Genomic DNA, 23,396 nt, shown 5'->3' on the forward strand with positions numbered 1-23,396 from the left:
TTAAATAAAAATATCTGTTATTATAGCATTTAAAATCGCTTCTTCACCCCAAGAAAGTAGACTATAAGTATTATCAATACAAGTCTCGTTATGTATATAAAACTTCAATCTGAATATTTATGCAGGCAGAGAGCAATGACGTTAGATACATTGTAAAATGTACAGATAATATTACGTATATACATCTTATATTCATCTCAAATTTTATAGAAAAGAAGGACAAAGACATGAAGAAAATTTTGCTTTCGCTCCTATTAGTGGTGACATTAGCGGTTCCACTGCCCGCATTTGCGGAAACAACGGGAGCAGAATCTCAGACTGGAGCTGAAGCGCAGACAGAAGCGCCTTCAAGTAACAGTACGGATTCTGAGAAATGGACTAGTGAGGATTTCACTTACACAGACATGAGCAAGACTATTTACGGATGTGACTATACCAGAACCGTAAATATCGAAGGAAAGGCAATCAGCGGTTTTTCTGCAAAGGGAGAAGCTAAGTTTGCCAAGAACAAAAAGCTCGTGCTGCCATCAAAGGATGATAAGGGTAATACGCTCGTTGGTGTTGCTAGCAATGCGTTCCAAAAGAAGGGCGTTGAGTCAGTAACTTTCCCGTCGGGTATGCTTGCGTCATACAATGACACAGTTACGCACAAGATTACTCGCAGAGGTAACTTCGTGATTGCAGAGGGGGCATTTGAAGGAAACAATTTGACCAATGTAAATCTGCCGGACGGCGTGCTTGCAGTTCTTCCAAATGCTTTCATGAATAACAAGATTAAGACCGTAACCCTGCCGAGGACTATCTGGTGGCTCGAGACACAAGCGTTCTCAAATAACCAAATCAGCAAGGTTAATTTTCCGCTGACAACTTATTTCCAGTTGGAAATGCATGGCATGACCTTTGCAAATAACAAGATTAAGTCTGTCAGACTGCCCGACTATACAGCAGTAGTTAACAAGTTTGTATTTGTTGGGAATCCAGGGATGGAAGAGCTTTCGGCAGAGGGTAAGGCTGCGCTCAAGGGCAGTTTTGCAAATAGCGGCGTGGTATACATGTACTCCGAGAACTACGATCATAAAAATATGGATAGAATCCATACGACGGACAAGACGACCGCTAATACAAAGTCTTGGGTACAGAAGCTAATCACAAACGAAGGAACTCCAGAAACCACCAACAATGACACTGAGTCGTGGAATGTAAATGACTTTACATTTGACGGGCAGAAGATAACAGGTCTCAGCGAGAGCGGTAAGGCGAAGCGCAAGGTTAACAAGGCTCTCGTGCTCCCTGACTATAATTCGGAGCTAGATAAAGTTACCGAGATTGCGGATACGGATTCGACAACTGGACTATTTGCAACTGCGGACGAGAAGTTCGATTCTGTAACTCTTCCTATGGACCTTGAAAAGGTTGGTAAGAACGCATTCCGCGATTCGGGACTCAAAGAGGTGGCTTTCTCACCAGTGCTCAAGAGCATTGGAGATACTGCGTTCCAGGGTAATAGCATCAAGACTGTAGTTCTGCCTGATACCTTGACATCTCTCGGGAGAGGAGCATTTGCGACAAATCCTGCTCTTGAGAAAATAGACCTACCTAATGGGCTGACAGAGATTCCTGACAGTGCATTCGGTTGCAGTGATAACAAGAATTGGATGGCAGGACTCACTTCCATTGAGATTCCGGCTAGTGTAAAGAAGATAGGAGCTAGAGCGTTTGCAGGAAACAACTTCTCGAGTATCACAGTTCCTAAGGGCGTTACAGAGATTGGTGACTACGCATTCGCTACAAAGAATTATCTTCTCAAAGACGCAGCGGTATGCAAGCTTGAGCTACCAGAGGGGCTTACATCCATCGGTAGATATGCGTTTAGAAATAAGAAAGTAGCCGAAGTTAAGCTCCCAGAAGCTGTAGAGGCGCTGCCAAAGAACGTGTTTGCGAAGGAAGTTACTTCTGCGTCAGGAAAAACAGAGGCATACAGCCTAGTGACAAAGGTGTATGTTGATGATGTCACAAAGTATACAGATACAAGTAAATTCCCTAAATCTGAATTCCACAAGATACTCTCTGATGACGTAAATGTGTGGAATGCAGAAGACTTCACATACGCAGATATTACTTTAGACAGCAACAACTCACCTGCACCAGCGCAGGATAACATGAATATAATCACTGGAACTATCCACGTTGTAAGCGGTCTCACAGACAGCGGCAAGGCAAAGCTCACGAACAACAAGAACCTAGTAGTCCCAGCTATAGATGATGATGGACATAAAGTTCAGGGTGTTGGTAATAGCGCTTTCAAGGGGCTAGGCCTAGAGAGCGTTGAGCTCCCTAAGAATGTTAAGGCGCCAAGCAATGGTCTATGGGATAGCTCCGTGACTACGAGAGGTGACTTCTTTATCGGAGCAAGTGCATTTCAGAGCAACAGCCTGACAGAACTTACAGTTCCAGAAGGGGTGATATATATCGGAAGCAACGCATTCAGCAAGAACAAGCTTAAGTCGGCTCGCTTCCCATCGACACTTATGATGATTGGTAATGGGGCATTTGCAACGAATGAGATTGCAAACCTTGATTTCTCTAAGACTACGGATTATCCGCTCTCTATCGATAATATGGCGTTTGCTATTAACAAGATTGAATCGGTTCAGCTGCCTGATAAAACCGAAAAGGTATCGAAGTGGGCATTTCTCAGAAATACAGGAAAGGCTCCTATTACAACGGGCAATGCTAACGAGAAAAAGGGCGGCATCGTGTACATGTACATAAATGACCCAGGTGCACTCGTTGAGGATATCGGAAACGGCAAGTCTAACGTACAGCTTCTCAAGGCAAATCAGAACATTCCAAGTGACGAATCTCCTTGGAACAGCGATGACTTCACATATAACGCTGCTGGAACTGTGGTTACAGGACTTACAGAATCCGGCAAAGCTAAGCTTAAGAAGAATGACACGCTCGTGATTCCTGAGACCAGCACAAGCGGAGTCAATATAGTTGCGATCGGAAACGGTGTTAACAATGCGCTTGCTAGTAATGGTCAGATTGGAACATTTGGATTTGCCGATGCTGGCAAGGTATACGTGCCTAAAACTGTTAAGCTGCCATCGACAGTCAAGCAGATTGGTGACTTTGCATTTGCAGGAACTATCGATAACACAGCTAAGAAGGTATATGGAGTGACTAATGTAAATCTGCCGGATGGACTTGAGTCGATTGGTAATTCTACATTCCTCAATGCTAGGCTAACATCCATCGTCCTTCCAAATTCAGTTACAAAGCTCGGAACTGGTGCGTTTAACGGAACTGATTTGGCAGAGAAGATAGTTATCTCGAAGTCATTAAAGGAAATCCCTGACGTGGCATTCGGGAGAACTAACGACACAGTGGGGCTTGCTGACAAGGCGGCGGTTACTGACATCGTAATCCCTGAAGGCGTTACAGATATTGGCAGAAGAGCATTTGTAGGCTGCAAGACCAATGCAGTCAGCCTGCCAGAGAGCCTAAAGAAGATTGGTGACAATGCATTTATGAATAATCAGCTTGCAGAGGTCACTATCCCAGGCGGCGTTACGAGCATAGGAAAATCTGCGTTTGAGAAGACTGCAGAGGCAATTCCTTCAACGCTGAGAACGCTGAATCTCAAGGAAGGCTTCAATGGAGCTGTAGGTTCAAATGCTTTCAGAGGACAGCTTTTGACATCGGTTGAGCTTCCTAAGTCATTCACTAATATCAGCGGAATAGATAAGAGAGCGTTTAGGGATAACCCAGTAAAACCAACACTGCTGACAGAAAGCAAGTCGGTAGTGGATACTTATAACAGCATCCCTAACAAGGCGGATCTCACATACGTTATAAAGTACGACAATCTAGTTGGCAGCGGCTGGACTAGCGAAGATTTCACATATAGCGCTGACGGAGCGACTATCACGGGTCTTACAACAAGCGGAATTGCGAAGAGAAACGGCGGGAACCACAACCTGGTTCTTCCAAATGAATCACCATCAGGCGTAGATATCACGGCTATAGGTGATGCTGCATTTGCAATCCCTGAAGCAGAGGTAACTGTTGGAAAGTATGATTTCACTTCGGAGAACGGATTTGAAACGGTTAAGTTACCTGCTAAGCTGAAGTCTATCGGTGCAAGAGCATTCGAATACAACATGCTTAAGGGTGTCGACCTCGAGGTGGCTACAGAGCTAACGAAGATTGGAACCAGCGCATTCCACGGTAATCACATCGTGAAGCTGCACATTCCAGACTCAGTTAATGAGCTCGGCGAGGGAGCTTTCACAGCGAATTCAATCGTTGACCTTAAGCTCTCTAGGAACGTTACAAAGATTCCACAGGCTGCATTCTCGATGAATATTCGTCTGCGTGAAATTGAGATTCCGGGTACAGTTACAGAGATCGGTCAGATGGCATTTGCAGGAGCTAGACTTGAATCACTCAATATTCCGGCGTCTGTAAGAAAGATTGGTGAGAAGGCGTTCCACCTCCATCACCTAACAGAGCTGACTATACCTGGAACAGTTAAGGAAATCGGTGATTCCGCATTTGAAGGAACATATAAGTCTCTGACGTTGACAAGCCTCAAGATTGAGGAAGGCGTTGAGCACATCGGAAAGTTCGCATTTAAGGAAGGGCTTCTGACAAGCGTTGATCTGCCAAAGTCACTCAAAACTCTCGGAAGTGAACCTTTCATGAACAACACAGGAACTGATGCAAACCACGTCGTAATCCTGAGAACTGTAAATCCAGACCACCTAGCATTCAACACTGGTGCAACAACTCACCGTGTGCTGATGTCCAAGGCGATGATTACATTCGATGCAAATGGCGGTACAGTTGAGAAAGGATACGCTGTACTCGATGACAACGGCAGAGTTGATAGCCTGCCAACACCAACAGCTCCGGATGCACTACATGAATTCGAAGGCTGGTTCACAGAGCGTGAAGGTGGCAAAAAGGTAACTGCAGCTCAGAAGTTCGATGACGGCATGAAGTTATATGCCCACTGGAAAGAGAATACTACATGGAATGAGAAAGACTTCACTACCGACGGAGATACAATCACCGGCCTATCAGAGGTAGGAAAGATGAAACTTGCTGTAAATCCAGATCTCAAGCTTCCTGCATCAGTAAATGGTACTGCAATCAAAAAGATAGGAACTGGTGCATTTGCGCCTGCTAAGACGGGCGGAAATGCGATCAACTCGGTATCAATCCCTGAGGGAGTAACTGAGATTGGACAGGCAGCGTTCTCTGGCACAAATCTAAAGTCGCTGGAGCTGCCAAAGTCAGTGAAGAAAGTCGGTAAAATGGCATTTAGCGGCGCTCCTCTCGAGAATGTGAAGTTCTCCGAGGGCCTTGAAAGCATCGGCGATAATGCTTTTGAAGGACACAAGCTAACTAAGGTTAAGCTACCAGATAGCCTAAAGACAATCGGCAAGTCTGCATTCAAGAGCAGATCGCCAGAGCGTGCAAGCATCAAAGAAGTTGAGCTCGGCAAGTCACTGCAATCGATAGGAAGGGAAGCATTTGCTAACCAGAATATCAAAGAGATAAAGGTACCGGAGACTCTAAAGGATGTTCCAGCTAACGCGTTCAAGGGCAACGTTGTGGATGGCAAGGATGCGAAGGTTAAGCTAATATCTTCTAATGAAGATCAGCGCAAGGGAGCTGGCGTTTACTCTAACTTCAAGGTAAAGGATCCAGCGGCAACATTCTATGTACCATATAAGGTGGAGCTTCTATCCAACGACGAAGATTCCAAGACGACAGAGCTAACCACAGATGAAAACGGAAAGGTTGCGCTAAACGCACTGCCTGACAAGGATGCGTGCACGACATTTGAAGGCTGGTTCACAGCTAAGACTGGCGGCACTAAGGTAGATGGCACAGAGGCGTTTACAGAAGACACTAAGCTATATGCACACTGGCTCGTGAGCCATGACCTTGAAGAGATTGCAAGAACTGAACCTACAACAGAGGCTGATGGCAACATTAGATACTGGCACTGCAAGAAGTGCGATAAGTACTATCTCGATAGTGCAGCTAGTTTAGAAGTTAAAAAAGCTGACACAGTGATTCCAAAGATTACGTACACTTTCGAAAGTGGAGATAACAATCTCTGGACTAAGGGTGATGGAGATATGCTGTTCGTCGTTAAACGTAGCGTAGATGATGCAAGGGCATTTGACGACTATTACGATGATAAGGTTCTTCTCGACGGAAATGAGCTTGTTAAGGGCGTTGATTACACTGCTGTAAAGGGAAGCGTAAGAGTAACCCTTAAGAAAGCAGTTCTCGATAGACAGAGCACGGGTAGTCACACACTGACAGTTGCTTTCAAGGATAAGAGGGGCGGAGCTTCGACAAGCTTTACTATCAGAAGCAAGAGTCAGCCAGTCGTAAATGGCAATACTTCAAGTTCAAATGGTAACAGAAATGCGAGAGCTAAGTATCGCGGATACAGAGTATCCAGAGCCGTAAAAACTGGTGATACAACAGCAGTTATACTGTATCTGGCTATGATGGCTATTGCATCAGGCTCACTCGCAGTATTCTCAAGGAAGAGGAAAAATAGTCATTCGGAATAGAAAGCTAAATAAAGGACGATTTATGGGCAAAACAGGCAGGATTTAAAATTTCTGCCTGTTTTTTCATTTGAAAAATACACGTCTCTATGATAAAGTAAACTGATATGCGAGATAACAATTTCTACATGGAAGAGGCTTTAAGAGAGGCCTATATAGCGGCAGAGCTAGGGGAGGTTCCAGTAGGGGCAGTTGTTGTGAAAGATGGTGAAATTATCGCTAGAGCTCACAATATGGTGGAGGCATATGCATCTTCATCAGCCCATGCGGAGATGCTTGCGATAGATATGGCTGAAGCCAAGCTAGACAGCAAATGGCTAAGTGGATGCGAGCTGTATGTGACGCTCGAGCCTTGCTCTATGTGTGCGGGCGCCATGGTGCTCTCGCGGCTAGACAAATTATATATAGGAACGATGGATCCTAAGAATGGAGCTGCAGGCTCTATATTTGATATTACGAACGAGGCACAGCTTAACCACAGTATATATGTAGAACGAGGGATACTTGCCGAGAAGTGCGCGGAGGTGTTAACCAGCTTTTTTAGAGAGCTTAGGGTTTCTAAGGCACAGCTTCGCAAGAAGAATATAGATGCTGTCGAAAACGAAGTTGATATATTGGAGGAAAATTAGATGAAAAGAAAAGGACTAATTGCAGTTCTATCGATGCTTATGGTTGTTCTTAGCACAGCTATGTGCTTCGCAGCAGATGATACTACTTTTGCGCTGAAATCTTCATACCCTAAGGATGGACAGAAGAACACTTCAATCGAGAACCTAGGAGTTAAGCTTTACTTTAATCATTCTGTATCAAGTAAGGCAGCGCAGGCCAATAACAAAAATAGTGTCAAGATTGTTGATAAGGATGGCAAGAAAATCCCAATAAAGGTTCTGACTGCTAACGATGATTCCGGACTAGTGCTCGTGCTCGGGGATAGCACTAACAAGAAATTCAAGGTTAAGAATAACTCGGAGTACAAGCTCGTAATCGAGAAGGATTTTGTGGACGATAATGGCAATACCCTTGGAAAAGAGACTACTGTAAGCTTTAAGACTTTCAACCAGACTCTGAACACAACTATCAATATGGTTATGATGGTAATCATGTTCGGTGGTATCATGGTTGTGACAATTAGACAGCAGCGCAATAAGGATGATGACGATAAGATTGAGAAAGAGAAAACCGGAGAATCGACATTCAATCCTTACAAAGAGGCGAAGAAGACAGGAAAGTCAGTAGAAGAAGTAATCGCTGAAGAGAAAAAGAGAGTTGCTAAAGCTGAGAGAAGGGCTAAGAGAAAAGGTACAAAAAAGGTTGAGGAGAAACTTGAGATAAGCGAACTTCTACCTAATGTATATAAGGTTCATAAGCCAAGCCCAATCAAAGCTCGTAAAGCAGGGGACAAAAAATCCTCGAAGTAATTCGAAAAATCACAAATAACATATACATTTATGTATGATAAATAGTACAATATATGCGAGGGTGCACAGCATCCTCGCATTTTTTAGAATCAAAGGCGGGATAAATGATTAGAGGAGATATGAAGCCTTCTGAAATCGAACTCAAAGCGTATGCGAAAATAAACCTTTCGCTGTATGTACTACATAGAAGACCTGATGGCTATCACGATATAAAGTCTTTTATGCAAAGTATCAATATTTTCGATGTTTTAAAAATAAGAACTAAATTAATAAATAGTTGCGATTATAATTGTTTTTTTGCAGAAACTAACATATACTTATCATCAACAAATAAGAATATTCCATTAACTGCAGATAATCTAGCTGTCAAGGGTGCAGTCTCCGTTATAGAGGCAATTTCTAGTCGATATAATCTTACTGAACTTATGGAAGAGAGAGGTGCTGAGTGCATCTCAATCGAGATTGACAAAAAGCTACCCGTAGCAGCTGGGATTGCTGGTGGCAGTGGAAATGCCGCAGTGGTTATGCTCGGCGTGAACCACCTGCTTGGCAGCCCCTTGTCTATGAGGGATCTCATGGAGGTGGGCGTTAAGGTCGGTGCGGATGTGCCTTTTTCGATAATGATGAATGCATGTCTCAATGCTGATGAACTGAAGGGTCTACCACAGCTTGGAGAGGCGAGCTGCGCTGCGATAGTTTCTGGAATAGGCGAAGTGGTTGAGGCAGTTATGCCGAGACCATATTTCGTGATTTTATTTAACCCTGGCATTGCTGTATCTACTAAGGAAGTGTATGAAGCAATTGACAGGAAACTAGAAGGCGCTGAGCTTGCGCAAAGGGAAGCAGATGTTAATCGCTTCTATAATGAACTTGAGCTGTATACACTTACGCATTACCGAGAAGTGCAGAACTTGGTGTCGCGGATACGCGAGCATTTGCACGCTGATGAAGTTCTGATGAGCGGTAGCGGACCCACCGTGGCAGCTTACTATACCGAAGAAACTAGATTCGAAGCTGACTGTGAGGCTTTAGAATCTGCTAGATGGGTTGAACCGACTTGGCGATACTGGAAGACAAAGAGCGGAGGACTTAACTTATGGAGTTAGATTTTCAGATTCAGAAACCATTAAGAGAGCTAGTGTACTTAGAGCTCAAGAGACGAATTCTAACGGGTGAAATAGATGCGCACACAAGGCTCATGGAAATTGACCTGGCGGAGAAGATGAACGTAAGCAGAACACCTATCAGAGAGGCGATTCGTAAACTTGCTAACGAAGGCTTGGTTGTTATCGAGCCACGCCACGGCGCATATGTATCTGAGATTTCCATCAAAGATCTAGAGGACGTCTTTGAGGTGAGAGAAACTTTGGGCGGACTCGCAGCTTCTATTGCCGCAGTTAAGGCGAGCGATGAGGATAAAGCAGCTTTACAGAAGCTGCTCAGGCTAGGTGAGCTCGCGATGGAAAATGGTGAGATGGACGAAATGGTAGAGTACGACGTTAAGCTTCATAACTATATAGTGCAGTGCAGTGGTAATAAGACTCTCATCCAGATGGTTAAGCAGGTTCAAGAACTATCGATGAGATTCCGTTACGTATACTATGAGAGCCAGAGAAAGTACATGATTCAGCCGATTGAGCATAAGAAGATTGTAGATGCTATCGTAGCTGGCGATTCGGAAGCGGCAAGGAAAGCAGCAGCAGATCATATCAATACACTTAGAAAGTTTGTCGTAGAGAAAGACAAAGGAAACGGCATGATATAGTCATCTGATTGAAACGGGTAGCCTAGAGCTACCCGTTTTTTGTGAGCATTTTGTGATGTTCCCGAGAATATACATAGAAAACACCGATATAGTTGCTGAAAGCCTTGAAAATGACCATGAGTTAGGGAAACAAAACAAAAGTTAATGTTGACTAGCGAATTTTATAAGTGATATATTTGATACAATCAATATAATTATGGAAGAATTAAGACTAGGAGGTTTATTATGAAATTTTTAGGTAAGCAGAGTTGTGTTGGTATTGGATGCGTTGCAGCAGGATTCCTCGCTGGAACAGTTGGCAAGTTAATCCTTACAAGCAAGGATGCTAAGAAAGTATATACACACTGTACAGCTGCAGTTCTACGCGGCAAGGATACTCTTATGGAGACCACAACAACACTAAGAGAGAACTGTGAAGACATCTACGAAGATGCTATGGATATGAATGCTGTTCGTTATGCTGAAGAAGAGATGCTAATGGTTGAGAGCGCTAGAGCAATCGTTGAAGCATACGACGAGGATGAAGAAGCTGCTGAGGAGCAGGTAGAAGAAGCTAAGGACGCAGAATAATGCGATTTGTAATACTTCACGAATCGAGCTCTAGGATACGTGTGCGTGTTCCAAAGTACAATATGACTATGGAACAGGCCGATATACTAGAGTACTACCTGAGAAATAAACCCTTTGTCGTGCAAGCGACAGTTCACGATAGAACGAGCGATGCATCGATTAGATATAGAGGTGGCGCAGAGGGAAGAAAGGCTCTTCTCGAGGCACTGAGAGGATTTTCCTTCAGTGACGAAGAAGCTATCGCATTAGTGCCAGAGCAGACAAGTAGGGCGCTTGATCATAAGTACCAGGAGAAAATGGTGAGCATGGTCATGTTTAGAACCCTGAGAAATATCTTCCTGCCAATCTGGCTTCGTAACGGCATTACAATCGTTAAGAGCGCTGGATTCATCGCTAAGGGTATAAAATCGCTCTCTAAGGGTAAGTTAGAAGTTGCAACGCTTGATGCTACTGCAATTACGGTGTCGATGCTTAGAAATGATTTTGACACAGCTTCATCCGTAATGTTCCTACTTGACATAGGAGATACGCTAGGCGAATGGACTCGTCGCAAGTCGGTCACAGATCTAGCAAGCGTAATGTCTCTTAACGTAACAAAGGTATGGAAGAAGACGGAAGACGTCGATGTATTGGTCGATGTAAAAGAAGTAAAGCCAGGAGATAAAATCGTAGTTCGCACCTCTAATGTAATTCCACTAGATGGGAAGGTCGTTGAGGGCTCAGCATCTGTAAATCAGGCGACTATGACTGGCGAATCTATTCCAGTTCGCAAGGAGCCTGGCGGATACGTATATGCTGGAACTGTAGTTGAAGATGGAAGCTGCGTCATAGAGGTTGCTCAGTCTGCAGGTACTGGTAAGTACGACCAGATTGTGAAGATCATTGAGGAGTCGGAGAAGCTCAAGTCCGAAACCGAGGAGAAGGCTTTCCATCTCGCTGATAGACTTGTTCCATATTCTCTTGCAGGAACTGTAATAACTTATCTCTTGACTAGAAATGCGACAAGAGCGCTATCATTCCTTATGGTAGATTTCTCTTGTGCTTTGAATCTGTCGATGCCACTTTCGATGCTATCCGCAATCAAGGAAGCTAGCAAGTATGACATCTCTGTAAAGGGCGGGAAGTTCCTTGAGGCAACCGCAACGGCAGATACTGTAATATTTGATAAGACAGGGACGCTGACACACGCTACACCGTCTGTAGTAGATATTATTACTTTTGGTGATGCAAAAGAAGAGGAGAGTTTGCGCATTGCAGCTTGCCTCGAAGAGCATTATCCACACTCTGTTGCAAATGCAGTAGTTGAAGAAGCCAAGAAGCGCCATATCTCGCATGAAGAGATGCATTCGAAGGTTGACTATGTAGTTGCTCATGGAATCTCGAGCAATATAGACGGGAAAAATGCGATTATTGGCAGCTATCACTTCGTAGTTGAGGATAGGAAGAGCGTAGTGCCAGATGGCGAAGAAGGCAAGCTCGATACACTGCCAACGGAGTATTCGCATCTGTACCTAGCTATCGACGGAGTGCTACAGGCTGTCATCTGTATATTTGACCCGCTTAGAGAAGAGGCTGCTGATGTAATCAAGGAGCTCTATGAACTCGGGGTGTCAAAGGTATGCATGCTCACGGGAGACAACGAGCGAACGGCTGCAGCAGTAGCTAAGAAGCTCGACCTCACGGAGTATCGTGCAGAGGTGCTTCCTGAAGACAAGCTTGCATTTATAAAGGCAGAGCGTGCAGCAGGACGAAAAGTGATTATGGTTGGTGATGGTGTAAACGATGCACCTGCTCTATCTGAATCAGATGTTGGAATTGCTGTAAATGAAGGCGCTGCGATTGCGAGAGAAATCGCCGATATAACTATTTCATCGGATGACCTGCGCAGAATCGTACTTCTGAGAAGGATAAGCATGCAGCTGATGGAGAGAATCGACAACAACTACAAGTTCATCGTTGCATTCAATGCAGGGCTTATTGGACTAGGAGTTGCAGGAATTTTAACACCTTCCTCATCTGCGTTATTCCACAACGGATCGACTATACTGAGTGGACTATATAGTACAACACCGCTGTTAAGTGAGTCGGAAGAAGATATCAAGGAGTTGGATTATGAAGAAGCATAAGTTTTTCGCATGGGCAACAGTTTTCTGCTTTGCTATGACGATGGTGACAGGATACAAGAAACGCTAAGTTGCGTATTATTGTATCAGACTAATAATAAAGTTGCTAAAAATTAAGACAGAACCCTTCGGATGGTGGGTTCTGTCTTTTTGTACTTAGTATGCGTAAATCTGCATGATAACCGACATGATCTCACGGTTTATTTCTTAATCTCCGCAGAGCTCTGCAGCTTCACGGAAATCGTCATCTCCTTGCCGTCTCGTATTATTCCGAGCTTAACTGTCTCTCCTATGCGGTGGCTCTGGATGGCTGAAATTACACCTTCTGCAGTCGATACCTTCTCGTTATCTACTGATACAATCTGGTCGCCCTTCTTTAGACCTGCAGCCTTGGCGTTTGACCCATTAACCTCAGCGATGAGAACAGCAGCAGTGCTCTTTCCTGTGGTCTTATCCTTCACATCTCCATCGTAGATTGAGATTCCAGCCATCGGCTTACCTGTTATCGTGCCATGCTCGATGATGTCATCGATGGATGAAGCGACGGAGTCGATTGGTATTGCGAACCCCAGACCTTCGATACCGGTTCCTGAACCCTTGGCCACCACTATTCCGACGAGTTCGCCCTTGCTGTTAAATAATGCACCGCCAGAGTTTCCTTCGTTGATAGAAGCGTCTGTCTGTATAAGCGTGCGAGTCCTGTTTTCAAGCTCAATCTTGCGATCCTTTGCGCTTATGATGCCAGCCGTTACAGTTCCACCGAGCTTTCCGAGTGGGTTACCGATAACAACAGCTAGATCACCTACCGAGAGTTTGCTACTCCTCCCGATTGTAACGGCGTTTAGCTTAGGAGCATCTATCTTGAGGACGGCTATATCAGTCTGTTCATCGTAGCCTACTATACTAGCAGAATAGTTTTTGCCGCTATGAAGTCTAACTACGATAGTCGTAGCTCCGTCAATCACGTGGTAATTCGTGACTATGTAGCCATTCGATTTTACGATAACCCCGCTTCCTGCACCTTCGCTAGTTCCGCCAGAAGTAGTCATGATTTCAACAACTGCATCGGCATTTTTGCTAGCGATCTCATCTATGGTAAGCTTACCGCCTGTAGCACTCTGCAGAGAGGAGGTCGAAAGGTTTTTATAGGAAGGTGTTCTATTTGAGAAAAACACCACAAGCCATGAACTGACTATCGACGTGAGCATCATCGAAATTATAAGCGTGATTATAAAGAATCTCTTTGTCACATACTTAGGGTTCTTATGCTTCGGAGGCTTGTCTCCGTTAAAACCTGTAGTATAAGCATGTGCTCCCTGCGCTTCGGGACTTCCATTTTGTCCTGTATAGGCTGTAGCCCCGTAAACTTCGCTTTCGGGAGCTGCATGCTTACCATATGATCTTTCAAATGAGCCGTCTGCAGCGTGCTTCGCATAGCTTTCGCACTTACTTCTAGCAAATCTGTTTCTCGGTGCAGGGACGTTGCTATTTTCGTCAATCAGAACGAAATTCGGCTCCTCTCCGTCTTTTGGAAGGAAGTCTCCAGCATTCTCTGGTGCGTAGCTACCCCATTCCTTCTTAACTGGAGTATCTTCTGGAAGTTGCACGTTTTTCACATCATAGATAGAGTCATCATCGCGCCAATATTCGTTAGAATCTTCGTGAATCTCTTCTACGCCTTGTGTATTAGAACCGACCTCTGTGTAGCGTACATCCTGCGCATCAGAGCGTTCGTCAACCTGATTAGAATTATCATTTTCTGTCGGAATAGTATGATCAAAATCGTTCATAGATATTCTCCTTGAATAATAGTTTTGTCTTGCTGTTATTATATAGTGAAAATAATTTTTTCATAGCAATTTATATGTATTTTATGTGAGAAATTACCCCAAGTGTGACAATATAAGTTGCTGAACTGTGTACCAAAGTAGTATAATCTATTGATATGATTTATGCATGATTTGCATTCTATTTTAGTTTACAGGGGGTACAAAATGCATTGCGTTTACAAGGTAACAGATAAGATTTGGTGGATTGGCGGTAACGAGCGCAAGCTTTCAGTCTTCGAAGGAGCTATTCCTATGAACGATGGTATGGCGTACAATTCATATTTTATAGATGACGAGAAGACAGTTGTGCTTGATGCAGTTGATAAATCAGTTTCAGGCGTATTTTATGAGAATGTTGATCACATGCTTAACGGCAGACCACTCGACTATGTAATTGTGAATCACGTTGAGCCAGATCACAGCGCTTCACTAGAAGAACTAATCATGAGACATCCAGAAGCGAAAGTAGTCGGCAGCAAGAAAATCAAGGCTATGGTTAAGCAATATGTGACATGGGATGTTGACAAGTATTTTGAGGAAATCAAGGAAGGTGACGAGCTATGTACTGGGTCGCACACCTTTACATTCTACATGGCGCCTATGGTTCACTGGCCAGAGGTAATGGTTACTTACGAGAAGTCGACAGGTTCACTGTTCTCGGCTGATGCGTTTGGGATATTCGGAGCACATGACGGAAATATCTTCGCAGATGCATACGACTTTGAGCTAGAGTGGCTGCCATCAGCTCGTAAGTATTACACAACAATTGTTGGCAAATACGGAACTTTCACCGAGAAGCTTCTCGGCAAGGTTGGCGGTCTTGATATCAAGAGGATTTGTCCGCTTCACGGATTCATCATCCGTAAGGATTTTGAGAAATATATAAATGCATACCTAACTTGGGCGCGTTATGAGTCCGAGGAGAATGGCGTTCTGATTCTATATGCTTCACCTTATGGCAACACTAAGAATGCAGCTGAAATTCTCGCTTGCGAGCTTGCTGAAGATGGGGTTACTCGTATGAAGCTGATGGACGTATCGCACTGGGATCCAATGGATGTGCTCCCACAGGCGTTTAGATACAACCACATCGTAATTGCTTGTACAACATACAACAATGGAATCTTCGTCAAGATGGAAGAAGCTCTCGGAGAGATGAAGTCTATGGGAGTATGCAACAAGAAGGTAAGCATCATCGAAAATGGTTCGTGGAATCCAGTGAGCGGGAAGCTCATCAAGGAGTTCTTTGAGGGCATGAAGAATATCGAATTTGTAGGGGATATCGTAACAATTAAGTCCTCAGTGAAGGAGGATTCCGCGCAGGCTGTTGCAGAGCTAGCGAAGGTCATCGCAGCATCTGTACAGGCTCAGGCATAAGAGGGAATTAATGGCAGAGAAGAAAAGTATAAATCTAGTAATCTCAAACAACCAGTATTCTGAGAAGCTCATTCCTACTGGACAAACATATAAGCGTGTACTCATACTGGAAGATAATATCGAAGTGACTACTGAGGGATTCTTATACAACAAAGGGAAATCAATGTACATCACATATGATGAGGTTGCAGATGGTGGACTAGAGAATACCAAGACCATAGTGAAGCTCGAAGGTGAGGATAAGCTCCAGATTAGAAGATACGGTAAGGATGACGGTGCTGGCATGATGGATATGCGTCTTGAAGAGGGCGTGCTCAATATCACGAGGTATGTTATACCTACTGGGAATCTTGAAATGGAGATTTACACAAATAAGATTGAGAACTCACTTGATGAGGATGGATTTGGGAAGATTTCTGCGGATTATAAGATTAAGATGGAGCCGTACGTCAATCTCAGGAACAAGCTTGAGATTGAGGTTAAGCCTTGCTAATGCATAATATCTAGTGGGGCTTTTGACTATATAGGATTAATTATTGTTGCTTAATTGGATTTAGAAAGGACCAGAAATAAATGGGAAGTGTCGGTTTTAGTGCGGAGAAGTACATCGAAGAACAGTCAAAGTATATCTTGGAGAGAATTCAGGCTGGAGACGGAAGACTCTACCTCGAATTCGGAGGAAAACTCGTTCAGGATAAGCATGCGATGAGGGTTCTACCTGGCTTCGACGAGAACGCCAAGATTAAACTTTTGAACCGCATGAAGGACCAGACGGAAATAATCATCTGTATATATGCAGGAGACATCATTTCCAGCAAGACGAGACAGGATTTCGGGATTACGTACGATCTAGAGGTAATGAGGCTCATCGATGCTTTCCGTAGCTATGACCTTGAGATAAATTCGGTTGTCGTGACTAGATACGAAAATAATCCAGCGGTTAATATGTTTATAAACAAGCTGGAGCGTAGAGGCATTCGCACTTACAAGCACAATTATACTAAAGGATATCCGACGGATGTCGACACTATCGTCAGCGACGAGGGCTACGGTGCTAACCCTTACATAGAGGTTACTAAGCCGCTAATAGTGGTTACAGGTCCTGGTGGTGGTTCAGGCAAGCTGGCGACCGCTTTATCTCAGGTATATCACGAGTATAGACGCGGGACGAAAGCAAGATATGCTAAGTTTGAGACTTTCCCGATTTGGAGCATTCCACTTAAGCATCCTGTAAATATCGCTTATGAAGCGGCAACAGCAGATCTTAAAGATGTGAACATGATAGACCCATTCCACTTGGAGGCATATGGAGTTACAGCGGTCAACTACAACCGAGATATCGAGGCATTTCCAGTTCTCAAGAGGATTCTTGACAAGATTACAGGCGATGCGAGCGTATACCAGTCTCCAACTGACATGGGAGTTAACCGTGCGGGCTTCGGCATCATCGATGATGATATCTGCCGCGAGGCAGCTAAGCAGGAGATAATTAGAAGGTCTCTGCTTGCAGAGGTTTCGTATAAGAAGGGTAAGATTGACGAATCCGTGCTAGAGCGCACGAAGCTCCTCATGGAAGAGGTTGGTGCTACTCGTTACGATAGAAAAGTCGTTGCGCCTGCAGAAGAGTATGCAGAGATGAAGCGCGCAGAGAATGAGCGCTATGAGAATGTAATCGTGGCAGCTATCGAGCTACCCGACGGCAGAATTGTTACGGGCAGAAGTTCGCACAGGATGGCAGCTTCAGCAGCTATGATTCTCAACGCTGTAAAGACTTTAGCAGGTCTTGCTGATGACATTCCAGTTATCTCGGCGCAGGTACTAGAGAACCTGCAGAAGATGAACGTGGAATTTTTCGGGGATAAATCCGCACTCAACTGCGAAGAGATTATCATGGCTCTGACTATGTCGACTATGACTAACCCTACAGCAGATTATGCGCTCAAAGAGCTGTATAAGCTGCGTGGCTGCAGAGCTCACAGCACAGCAATTTTAAGCGATAGGGATGAGCAGACACTGAAGTCGCTGGGAATAGACATGACTTCAAACCCAGAGTTTTCGACTAGTGATTTATACTCGAAGTAATTGATTATAGAGGGATATATTGGGCAGCAGTTCTATTCAGAGCTGCTGCTTTTTGTCCAAAGCGAGGCAGGAAGGAATAGATATGGCTGCAAAGCGCAGTTTAGATAAGAGCTATGTTGTTAGAAACATCAGGCAGAAACAGAGATTCAAATACAAGCTCATATTAGAGGGCATAGCGGTTGGTTCGATTGTCGGACTTGTTATTGCGCTGTTCAGAATCATGATTGTGAAAGCTGATCATGCCCGACAGATGGCGGTTCATCTGGTTAAGGTGAGACCGGTATATGCATTTGCAGTTTTTATGGCACTGATTTTAATCGCCTGGATTTTGGATAAGCTCATTAGATTTGAACCGGATATCTCGGGGTCTGGCATACCGCAAATAGAGGGTGAGCTGAAGGGTCTTGAGGATCAGAACTGGCGCAAGGTACTGATTGCTAAATTTGCGGGATGCGTTCTGGCTATTGGCGGCGGCTTGGCTCTCGGTAGAGAGGGCCCGAGTATTCAGCTGGGTGGCATGATAGGCAAGGGCTTCGCGCGCCGGAAGAATGCGCTTCTGACGGAGGAGAGAATGCTGATGAGCTGTGGCGCCGGCGCGGGCCTAGCCGCCGCGTTTGGAGCTCCGCTAGCTGGAGTGCTATTTGCGCTTGAAGAGCTTCACAAGAACTTCTCAGCAGAAGTTCTTGTATCCACGATGGCAGCTAGCGCAGTTGCTGACTACATAGCTGTCAATATAATCGGACTTAGACCGGTGTTTGATTTTGATGTTGAACACAGAATTCCATTACGCCTCTACTGGGCAATAGTTTTGCTTGGCGTAATACTTGGAATCCTGGGTGTTATATACAATAAGCTGCTAGACAAGATGCAGGATTTCTTTGATAGGTTCGATAGCAAGTTCATCAGTATCGGAATCATGCTCATGATTTCATTCCTCATGATGTTCATCTATCCGACTGTGCTCGGCAGTGGAAATAACCTCGTGAAGGTCATCAGCGATGGCAAATTCACACTGATAGCACTTGCCATACTATTAGTCGCAAAGCTGTTCTTCTCGACAGGTAGCTTCGGAACGGGAACTCCCGGTGGCATCTTCTTACCACTACTCGTCATCGGAGCAATTACGGGTGGACTTTACTCTACATTTTTAAGCACGGCATTTGGCGTAGAGGAATACTATATTAAAGCCTTCGTAATCATCGCTATGGCAGGTTTCTTCTCAGCTATCGTAAGAGCTCCAATTACAGGGGTTATCCTCATCACAGAGATGACTGGAAACTTCATGACACTGTTATCACTCGTGGCAGCATCTCTCGCCGCATATGTAGTAGCTGACCTTCTAGGCGGAGAACCAGTATATGATCAGCTTATGCATAGGAGACAGCGAAAGAAGGTGGAGAGCGGATCAGGCACACCCGACCATGATTATTTGGCGGATGTCTATAGCAAGAGTGACAAGAAGTACGTCAAGAAGCGTATCTCGATTCGAGAACGCAAGGTCGTAATTGATTCTAGCATTCACATCGGTTCAATGATGGATGGACACAAGGTCATGGAGCTTGGGCTTCCAGAAGGTAGCCTGATTGTCTCAGTCATGAGAGATGGCAAGGAGATAATTCCGCATGGTTCCACTATTCTAAATGGTGGTGACGACCTAGAGATACTGTGTAGGCTCAAGGACATTGCAGCAACCGAGGCGGTCCTCGATGAGAAGTGCAAGGCGATAGATGCAGATTAGATTACCTAACATAATGGCATAAACCAGACTGCCCTAGAGTCACAAAAAAGGAGACAAAGAGTCATGAATACAGTAAAAATTAGAAATATCGAAATCGGCTCTGGACTACCCAAGATTTGTGCACCAATTATTGGCGCAACTAAAGAAGACATACTGGTAGAGGCAGAGAACATAGGAAGTTTACCTGTAGATATAGCTGAATGGCGTGTCGATTGGTTTGAGCATGCGTTCAATTTTAGTAAGGTAGAAGACGTACTGAAGGATTTAAGAACAGCCCTTGGAGAGACTCCGCTGTTGGTGACATTTCGTACATCGAATGAGGGCGGTGAAAAGTCTATTAAACCTGATGATTATGCAGAGTTTATCGTAAGTGCATCTGAGACCGGATACGTTGACCTGGTCGATGTGGAAGTTTTTATAGGAACAGATATCGTAAAAGAAATTATAGCTGGTGCTCACAATGCCGGTGTCAAGGTTATCGGATCGAATCACGATTTTAATAAGACTCCAGACAAAGACGAGATTGTAGAAAGGCTCCGCAATATGCAGGAGTTAGGCGTAGATATACCTAAGATTGCAGTTATGCCAAAAGACATGAAGGATGTAATAACACTACTCGCCGCTACAGAGGAGATGTACAGAGAATTTGCGGACTGTCCTATCGTCACGGTTTCGATGTCTGAAACAGGAGTGCTATCTAGGATTTGTGGTGAAGCTTTCGGGTCGGCGATTACCTTTGGCGCAGCCAAGAATGTATCGGCGCCTGGTCAGATGGGAGTGAATGATCTCAGTACAGCAATAAAATTGCTGCACGAGTATCTATGATAAATCGACGATATATAGAGCGTTCTAATTGAAGAAAATCAACTTAAAAGCTCAATCGACAAGGTGCAGTTAACATGGCGCAATTAAGCCAAGACGCATTATAAAAGCAATGCCTTATAGACCAAGACATTGCTATATATTGCAGTTTATTCTGAACTGTGCAGCTTCCAAGCTGTCATCTACCCTGAACTTGATACTTAGTTCGGGGTACTTTTTTTCAAAATATTTCTTATTTTCACTGTTATTACCAACGATATTTGAAAACCACTTTGGAGAAGAGAAAATATCGACTTTTACTCGTGAGAACCTCCGATTATTTATACTTTCATTTGCCAAGCTCCTGCCATGCAAATGGTTAGCTATGAGCTCGCCTGACTTCTCGTAACAGTTTCTGAGCTCATCTACAATCCTATCTAGGTGTGGCTCAATCTCATCCCGTGCTATCCGCCCTTCGACTAGCTGCCTGAAAGCAGGGTGATACGTTCCGCCGTTTATCGATCCACCTTCGCCGATGATATCAGTGCTCTTGAGCCCTACTCTCATAATAGTTATGCCTGCATCATCGAGTATCTTATACATTGCCGCCGTCCTCGTAACGGCTTCCTCCCTGCTTAGCGGCTTATATTCACCGCGCTCATACATTTCTAGTAGCTCCGTGTCATCAATAACGATAGTCGGGTATAACCTAGTCAGTGAAGGCTTTAGCTTAACGGCCTCTTTTGCCGAATAGATACACGTTTCAAGTGAATCTCCCGGAAGCCCAATCATCAGCTGGATTCCGAATTCAAATCCATACTCTTTAATCAGTGAGACAGCCTCGTATACAGCCGTACTTGTATGTCCGCGATTCGACTTACGAAGCACCTCATCGTCGAAAGACTGAACTCCGAGCTCAATCGTATCAACAGAGTATGCATTTAGATTATCCAAAATATCTCTATCTATATAGTCAGGGCGCGTCGACAGATGGATCTTGTCGATGAGCCCTCTATCCTTGTATTCCTTGGCAATGGCGAGGTACGAACTCTGTTCCTCTAGCTCTAGTCCTGTAAAGCTTCCACCGTAAAAAGCTATTTCGACCGTTGGAACTTCTCCGAGTGTCGTAAGCCATGTATCGATCGTATTTTTTACTTCATCCGCAGTCGGGGCAGTCGTGCGAGCAGTGATTTTCCGCTGGTTGCAGAAAACACAGTCATTGGGGCAGCCTCGGTGTGGTATGAATATTGGAATAATAGCGTGTTTCTTCATATATATCCTTAGTCAGCATCAGATTTTGTAACCGTAATTATTGAGCCGATATCCTCAAGCTCGTATGTTTCAAACCACTTGCAACCAAGACCTTGGGCCTCGATGAAAGCGGTAATTTCCCTAAAGTTTGGATGCGCTGAGAGATTGCCGTTAAATACTATTTCGTCATCCACACGGCCACTTGCACCTCCGATAAAACCAGTATCGGCACCGCGTAGCTTCACGAAGCCTGGTTTGACTAGAAGCACGTTCATGCCTGCTGCTTCACAAGGCTTTGCGATTCCTTTATCGTATGTGATGATAGAGTTTTCATCTACTATGACAGTGCTGCATTTTGCATATCCCTGACGGACATCTATAAGCTTCAGTTCATTTTCGCAGCTCGCCTTTGCAGCAGCAAGGAGTTCTGAAGTAGTTATGTCCAGTCTGTGGATAAAAAACTTTCCAGTACATGCCGCATTGTATCTTGAGTCGCCTGGATAGAGCGGACTTAATTCGTTAGGAGCACCTTCATAGATAGGAGATTCAGGCCTTGCTCCTAGCTTGCACAGCAGTACGTCTGGATGATTTGCAACAAGCCCCGATGCCGTGCGGAGTTCGGGAAATGTGTGGATAAAATGACCAGAATTTGCAAGGTAAGTACATAGGTCAGGGTGAGCAAGCGATGACAGATATGCTATCTTCATTGGTTCAGCTCTCCACGCAAATCGGTCTCTATAAGCCTGCTGATCTCGCTGTGCTCTAGACCTAGGCTGAAGAGGTAGTAGAGTTTAGCTACTGTCGCTTCGGTAGTCATATTTGAACCGGATACCGCACCAGCTTTTGCAAGCTCTGAACTCGTCTCATATGCCCCGAGCCTGACCGTTCCCTGCGAGCACTGCGTGCAGACTACCACTGTAGTGCCATTTGTAATAGCACGGGTGATGAGAGGTGGCAGAGCTTCATCATAATTAGGGATGTTGCCTGTGCCAAATGTTTCAAGCACAAGAGCATCGAGTCCGCGCGTTACGATTGGTGCAAATAGTTCAAACTGGATTCCCGGGAAAAGCTTGATAACGCCGACCTTCGCTGGCTTGATCGACTGCACGAGAAGATCGCCGCGAGGCTTTTGCTTCAGGCGAGGCTCGTTATAGTTGATGTCTATGCCCACTTCAGCAAGCGGTGGATAATTCGGCGAAGAAAAGGCGATAAGCCCATCCGCCGAAGCTTTCATAGAACGGTTTCCGCGTAAGAGTTTGTGCCCAAAGTACAGAGCAACTTCGTTTACCTTGCCAGAAGCGGCAATCAATATGGAAGTTATGAGGTTGTCCTTGCCATCGCTTCTTAGCTCACAAAGTGGAATTTGTGACCCAGTGAAAATTACAGGCTTACCTAGATTCTCGAGCATGAAGGAAAGTGCCGAGGTACTGTAAGCCATGGTATCTGTGCCGTGTAGCACGACAAATCCGTCGAAGTCATCGTAACGGGATGCAATCGACTCGGCGATTATGTTCCACTGCACGTAAGTTATGTTGGAAGAATCGAGGAGTGGCGAGAACTCAACAAGCTCATACTTAGGCATTCCATCAGCACGAAGGTCGTCGATGCGGTCTAGCTCATGCTGAAAGTGTCCCGCTATTGGTGCGTAACCACTGTCCGTTCTGGACATGCCGATTGTTCCCCCTGTATATATGAGGCAAATTTTCTTATCTTCTATCCTCTGCATTTGTTCTGCTTCGGTCATATGACACCTCGTAATTCATTCACAATTGTAAATCTTTAATATATATCTGCCACGACAATGGTGACACACTCTGTAATTGATTATATCACGCAGCAA

General features: G+C 44.6%; 16 protein-coding genes. 12 read left to right on the plus strand and 4 right to left on the minus strand.

The window, feature by feature from the left end:
* Positions 1 to 227 precede the first annotated feature (227 nt).
* From Q7O90_RS03185 to Q7O90_RS03215, 7 genes are all read left to right on the plus strand, one after another.
* On the plus strand, positions 228 to 6,605 hold the full coding sequence (locus tag Q7O90_RS03185; protein ID WP_304127390.1) for a leucine-rich repeat protein: 6,378 nt from the start codon (positions 228 to 230) through the stop codon (positions 6,603 to 6,605).
* 104 nt (positions 6,606 to 6,709) lie between these two features.
* Entirely contained in the window at positions 6,710 to 7,231 is a 522-nt protein-coding gene (locus Q7O90_RS03190; protein ID WP_304127392.1) for a nucleoside deaminase, read from the plus strand.
* On the plus strand, positions 7,232 to 8,020 hold the full coding sequence (locus Q7O90_RS03195; RefSeq protein ID WP_304127395.1) for an Ig-like domain-containing protein: 789 nt from the start codon (positions 7,232 to 7,234) through the stop codon (positions 8,018 to 8,020). It abuts the gene before it with no gap.
* Positions 8,021 to 8,124: 104 nt separating this feature from the next.
* The gene (locus tag Q7O90_RS03200) at positions 8,125 to 9,126 is read left to right on the plus strand and encodes a 4-(cytidine 5'-diphospho)-2-C-methyl-D-erythritol kinase (protein WP_304127398.1); all 1,002 of its coding nucleotides are present in this window, start codon (positions 8,125 to 8,127) and stop codon (positions 9,124 to 9,126) included.
* A complete protein-coding gene (locus tag Q7O90_RS03205) occupies positions 9,117 to 9,785 on the plus strand; it encodes a GntR family transcriptional regulator (RefSeq protein WP_304127400.1) in 669 nt (222 codons plus the stop codon). The genes Q7O90_RS03200 and Q7O90_RS03205 overlap by 10 nt, the downstream gene beginning before the upstream one ends.
* A gap of 225 nt (positions 9,786 to 10,010) precedes the next feature.
* Positions 10,011 to 10,355 carry a DUF6110 family protein gene (locus Q7O90_RS03210; protein WP_273067479.1) on the plus strand — a complete coding sequence of 115 codons (345 nt, stop codon included), beginning with the start codon at positions 10,011 to 10,013 and terminating at the stop codon, positions 10,353 to 10,355.
* Positions 10,355 to 12,481 carry a heavy metal translocating P-type ATPase gene (locus Q7O90_RS03215; RefSeq protein ID WP_304127404.1) on the plus strand — a complete coding sequence of 709 codons (2,127 nt, stop codon included), beginning with the start codon at positions 10,355 to 10,357 and terminating at the stop codon, positions 12,479 to 12,481. Before Q7O90_RS03210 ends, Q7O90_RS03215 begins: the two co-directional genes overlap by 1 nt.
* Positions 12,482 to 12,678: 197 nt before the next feature.
* Here the strand turns inward: Q7O90_RS03215 and Q7O90_RS03220 are convergent, their stop codons facing one another.
* On the minus strand, positions 12,679 to 14,268 hold the full coding sequence (locus Q7O90_RS03220; protein WP_304127408.1) for a S1C family serine protease: 1,590 nt from the start codon (positions 14,266 to 14,268) through the stop codon (positions 12,679 to 12,681).
* Positions 14,269 to 14,472: 204 nt separating this feature from the next.
* Between Q7O90_RS03220 and Q7O90_RS03225 the strand changes: the two genes are divergently transcribed.
* The 5 genes from Q7O90_RS03225 (at position 14,473) to aroD (ending at position 20,329) form a co-directional block, all read left to right on the plus strand.
* Positions 14,473 to 15,684 (plus strand): FprA family A-type flavoprotein, encoded by a 1,212-nt coding sequence (locus tag Q7O90_RS03225; RefSeq protein ID WP_304127410.1) that lies wholly within the window; start codon positions 14,473 to 14,475, stop codon positions 15,682 to 15,684.
* Between the two features lie 10 nt (positions 15,685 to 15,694).
* The gene (locus tag Q7O90_RS03230; RefSeq protein ID WP_106057692.1) at positions 15,695 to 16,177 is read left to right on the plus strand and encodes a DUF1934 domain-containing protein; all 483 of its coding nucleotides are present in this window, start codon (positions 15,695 to 15,697) and stop codon (positions 16,175 to 16,177) included.
* Between the two features lie 80 nt (positions 16,178 to 16,257).
* Positions 16,258 to 17,766, plus strand: a complete 1,509-nt coding sequence (locus tag Q7O90_RS03235) for a DUF1846 domain-containing protein (RefSeq protein WP_273280547.1) — start codon at positions 16,258 to 16,260, stop codon at positions 17,764 to 17,766.
* Between the two features lie 82 nt (positions 17,767 to 17,848).
* Positions 17,849 to 19,504, plus strand: coding sequence for a ClC family H(+)/Cl(-) exchange transporter (locus Q7O90_RS03240; protein ID WP_304127417.1), 1,656 nt, complete (start codon positions 17,849 to 17,851; stop codon positions 19,502 to 19,504).
* 63 nt (positions 19,505 to 19,567) lie between these two features.
* Positions 19,568 to 20,329, plus strand: a complete 762-nt coding sequence (aroD, locus tag Q7O90_RS03245) for a type I 3-dehydroquinate dehydratase (RefSeq protein ID WP_304127420.1) — start codon at positions 19,568 to 19,570, stop codon at positions 20,327 to 20,329.
* Between the two features lie 132 nt (positions 20,330 to 20,461).
* On the opposite strand, the gene Q7O90_RS03250 is transcribed toward aroD, so the two are convergent.
* From Q7O90_RS03250 to ansA, 3 genes are read right to left on the minus strand one after another with little or no spacing between them, the layout of a single operon-like run.
* Complete coding sequence (locus Q7O90_RS03250) at positions 20,462 to 21,577, minus strand: elongator complex protein 3 (protein WP_304127422.1); 1,116 nt, start codon at positions 21,575 to 21,577, stop codon at positions 20,462 to 20,464.
* Positions 21,578 to 21,585: 8 nt separating this feature from the next.
* A complete protein-coding gene (locus tag Q7O90_RS03255) occupies positions 21,586 to 22,263 on the minus strand; it encodes a DUF6873 family GME fold protein (RefSeq protein ID WP_304127425.1) in 678 nt (225 codons plus the stop codon).
* Entirely contained in the window at positions 22,260 to 23,300 is a 1,041-nt protein-coding gene (ansA, locus tag Q7O90_RS03260; protein WP_304127427.1) for an asparaginase, read from the minus strand. The genes Q7O90_RS03255 and ansA overlap by 4 nt, the downstream gene beginning before the upstream one ends.
* Positions 23,301 to 23,396 lie beyond the last annotated feature (96 nt).

Source organism: Mogibacterium diversum, from assembly GCF_938028775.1.
Classification (GTDB): Bacteria; Bacillota; Clostridia; order Peptostreptococcales; family Anaerovoracaceae; genus Mogibacterium; species Mogibacterium diversum_A.

Coding starts and splice junctions, on each gene's coding strand:
- Q7O90_RS03215 (WP_304127404.1), top strand. CDS start 10,355: ATGCGATTTGTAATACTTCACGAATCGAGCTCTAGGATACGTGTGCGT.
- Q7O90_RS03225 (WP_304127410.1), top strand. CDS start 14,473: ATGCATTGCGTTTACAAGGTAACAGATAAGATTTGGTGGATTGGCGGT.
- Q7O90_RS03200 (WP_304127398.1), top strand. CDS start 8,125: ATGATTAGAGGAGATATGAAGCCTTCTGAAATCGAACTCAAAGCGTAT.
- Q7O90_RS03205 (WP_304127400.1), top strand. CDS start 9,117: ATGGAGTTAGATTTTCAGATTCAGAAACCATTAAGAGAGCTAGTGTAC.
- Q7O90_RS03235 (WP_273280547.1), top strand. CDS start 16,258: ATGGGAAGTGTCGGTTTTAGTGCGGAGAAGTACATCGAAGAACAGTCA.
- ansA (WP_304127427.1), bottom strand. CDS start 23,300: ATGACCGAAGCAGAACAAATGCAGAGGATAGAAGATAAGAAAATTTGC.
- Q7O90_RS03230 (WP_106057692.1), top strand. CDS start 15,695: ATGGCAGAGAAGAAAAGTATAAATCTAGTAATCTCAAACAACCAGTAT.
- Q7O90_RS03240 (WP_304127417.1), top strand. CDS start 17,849: ATGGCTGCAAAGCGCAGTTTAGATAAGAGCTATGTTGTTAGAAACATC.
- Q7O90_RS03190 (WP_304127392.1), top strand. CDS start 6,710: ATGCGAGATAACAATTTCTACATGGAAGAGGCTTTAAGAGAGGCCTAT.
- Q7O90_RS03255 (WP_304127425.1), bottom strand. CDS start 22,263: ATGAAGATAGCATATCTGTCATCGCTTGCTCACCCTGACCTATGTACT.
- Q7O90_RS03250 (WP_304127422.1), bottom strand. CDS start 21,577: ATGAAGAAACACGCTATTATTCCAATATTCATACCACACCGAGGCTGC.
- aroD (WP_304127420.1), top strand. CDS start 19,568: ATGAATACAGTAAAAATTAGAAATATCGAAATCGGCTCTGGACTACCC.
- Q7O90_RS03185 (WP_304127390.1), top strand. CDS start 228: ATGAAGAAAATTTTGCTTTCGCTCCTATTAGTGGTGACATTAGCGGTT.
- Q7O90_RS03195 (WP_304127395.1), top strand. CDS start 7,232: ATGAAAAGAAAAGGACTAATTGCAGTTCTATCGATGCTTATGGTTGTT.
- Q7O90_RS03210 (WP_273067479.1), top strand. CDS start 10,011: ATGAAATTTTTAGGTAAGCAGAGTTGTGTTGGTATTGGATGCGTTGCA.
- Q7O90_RS03220 (WP_304127408.1), bottom strand. CDS start 14,268: ATGAACGATTTTGATCATACTATTCCGACAGAAAATGATAATTCTAAT.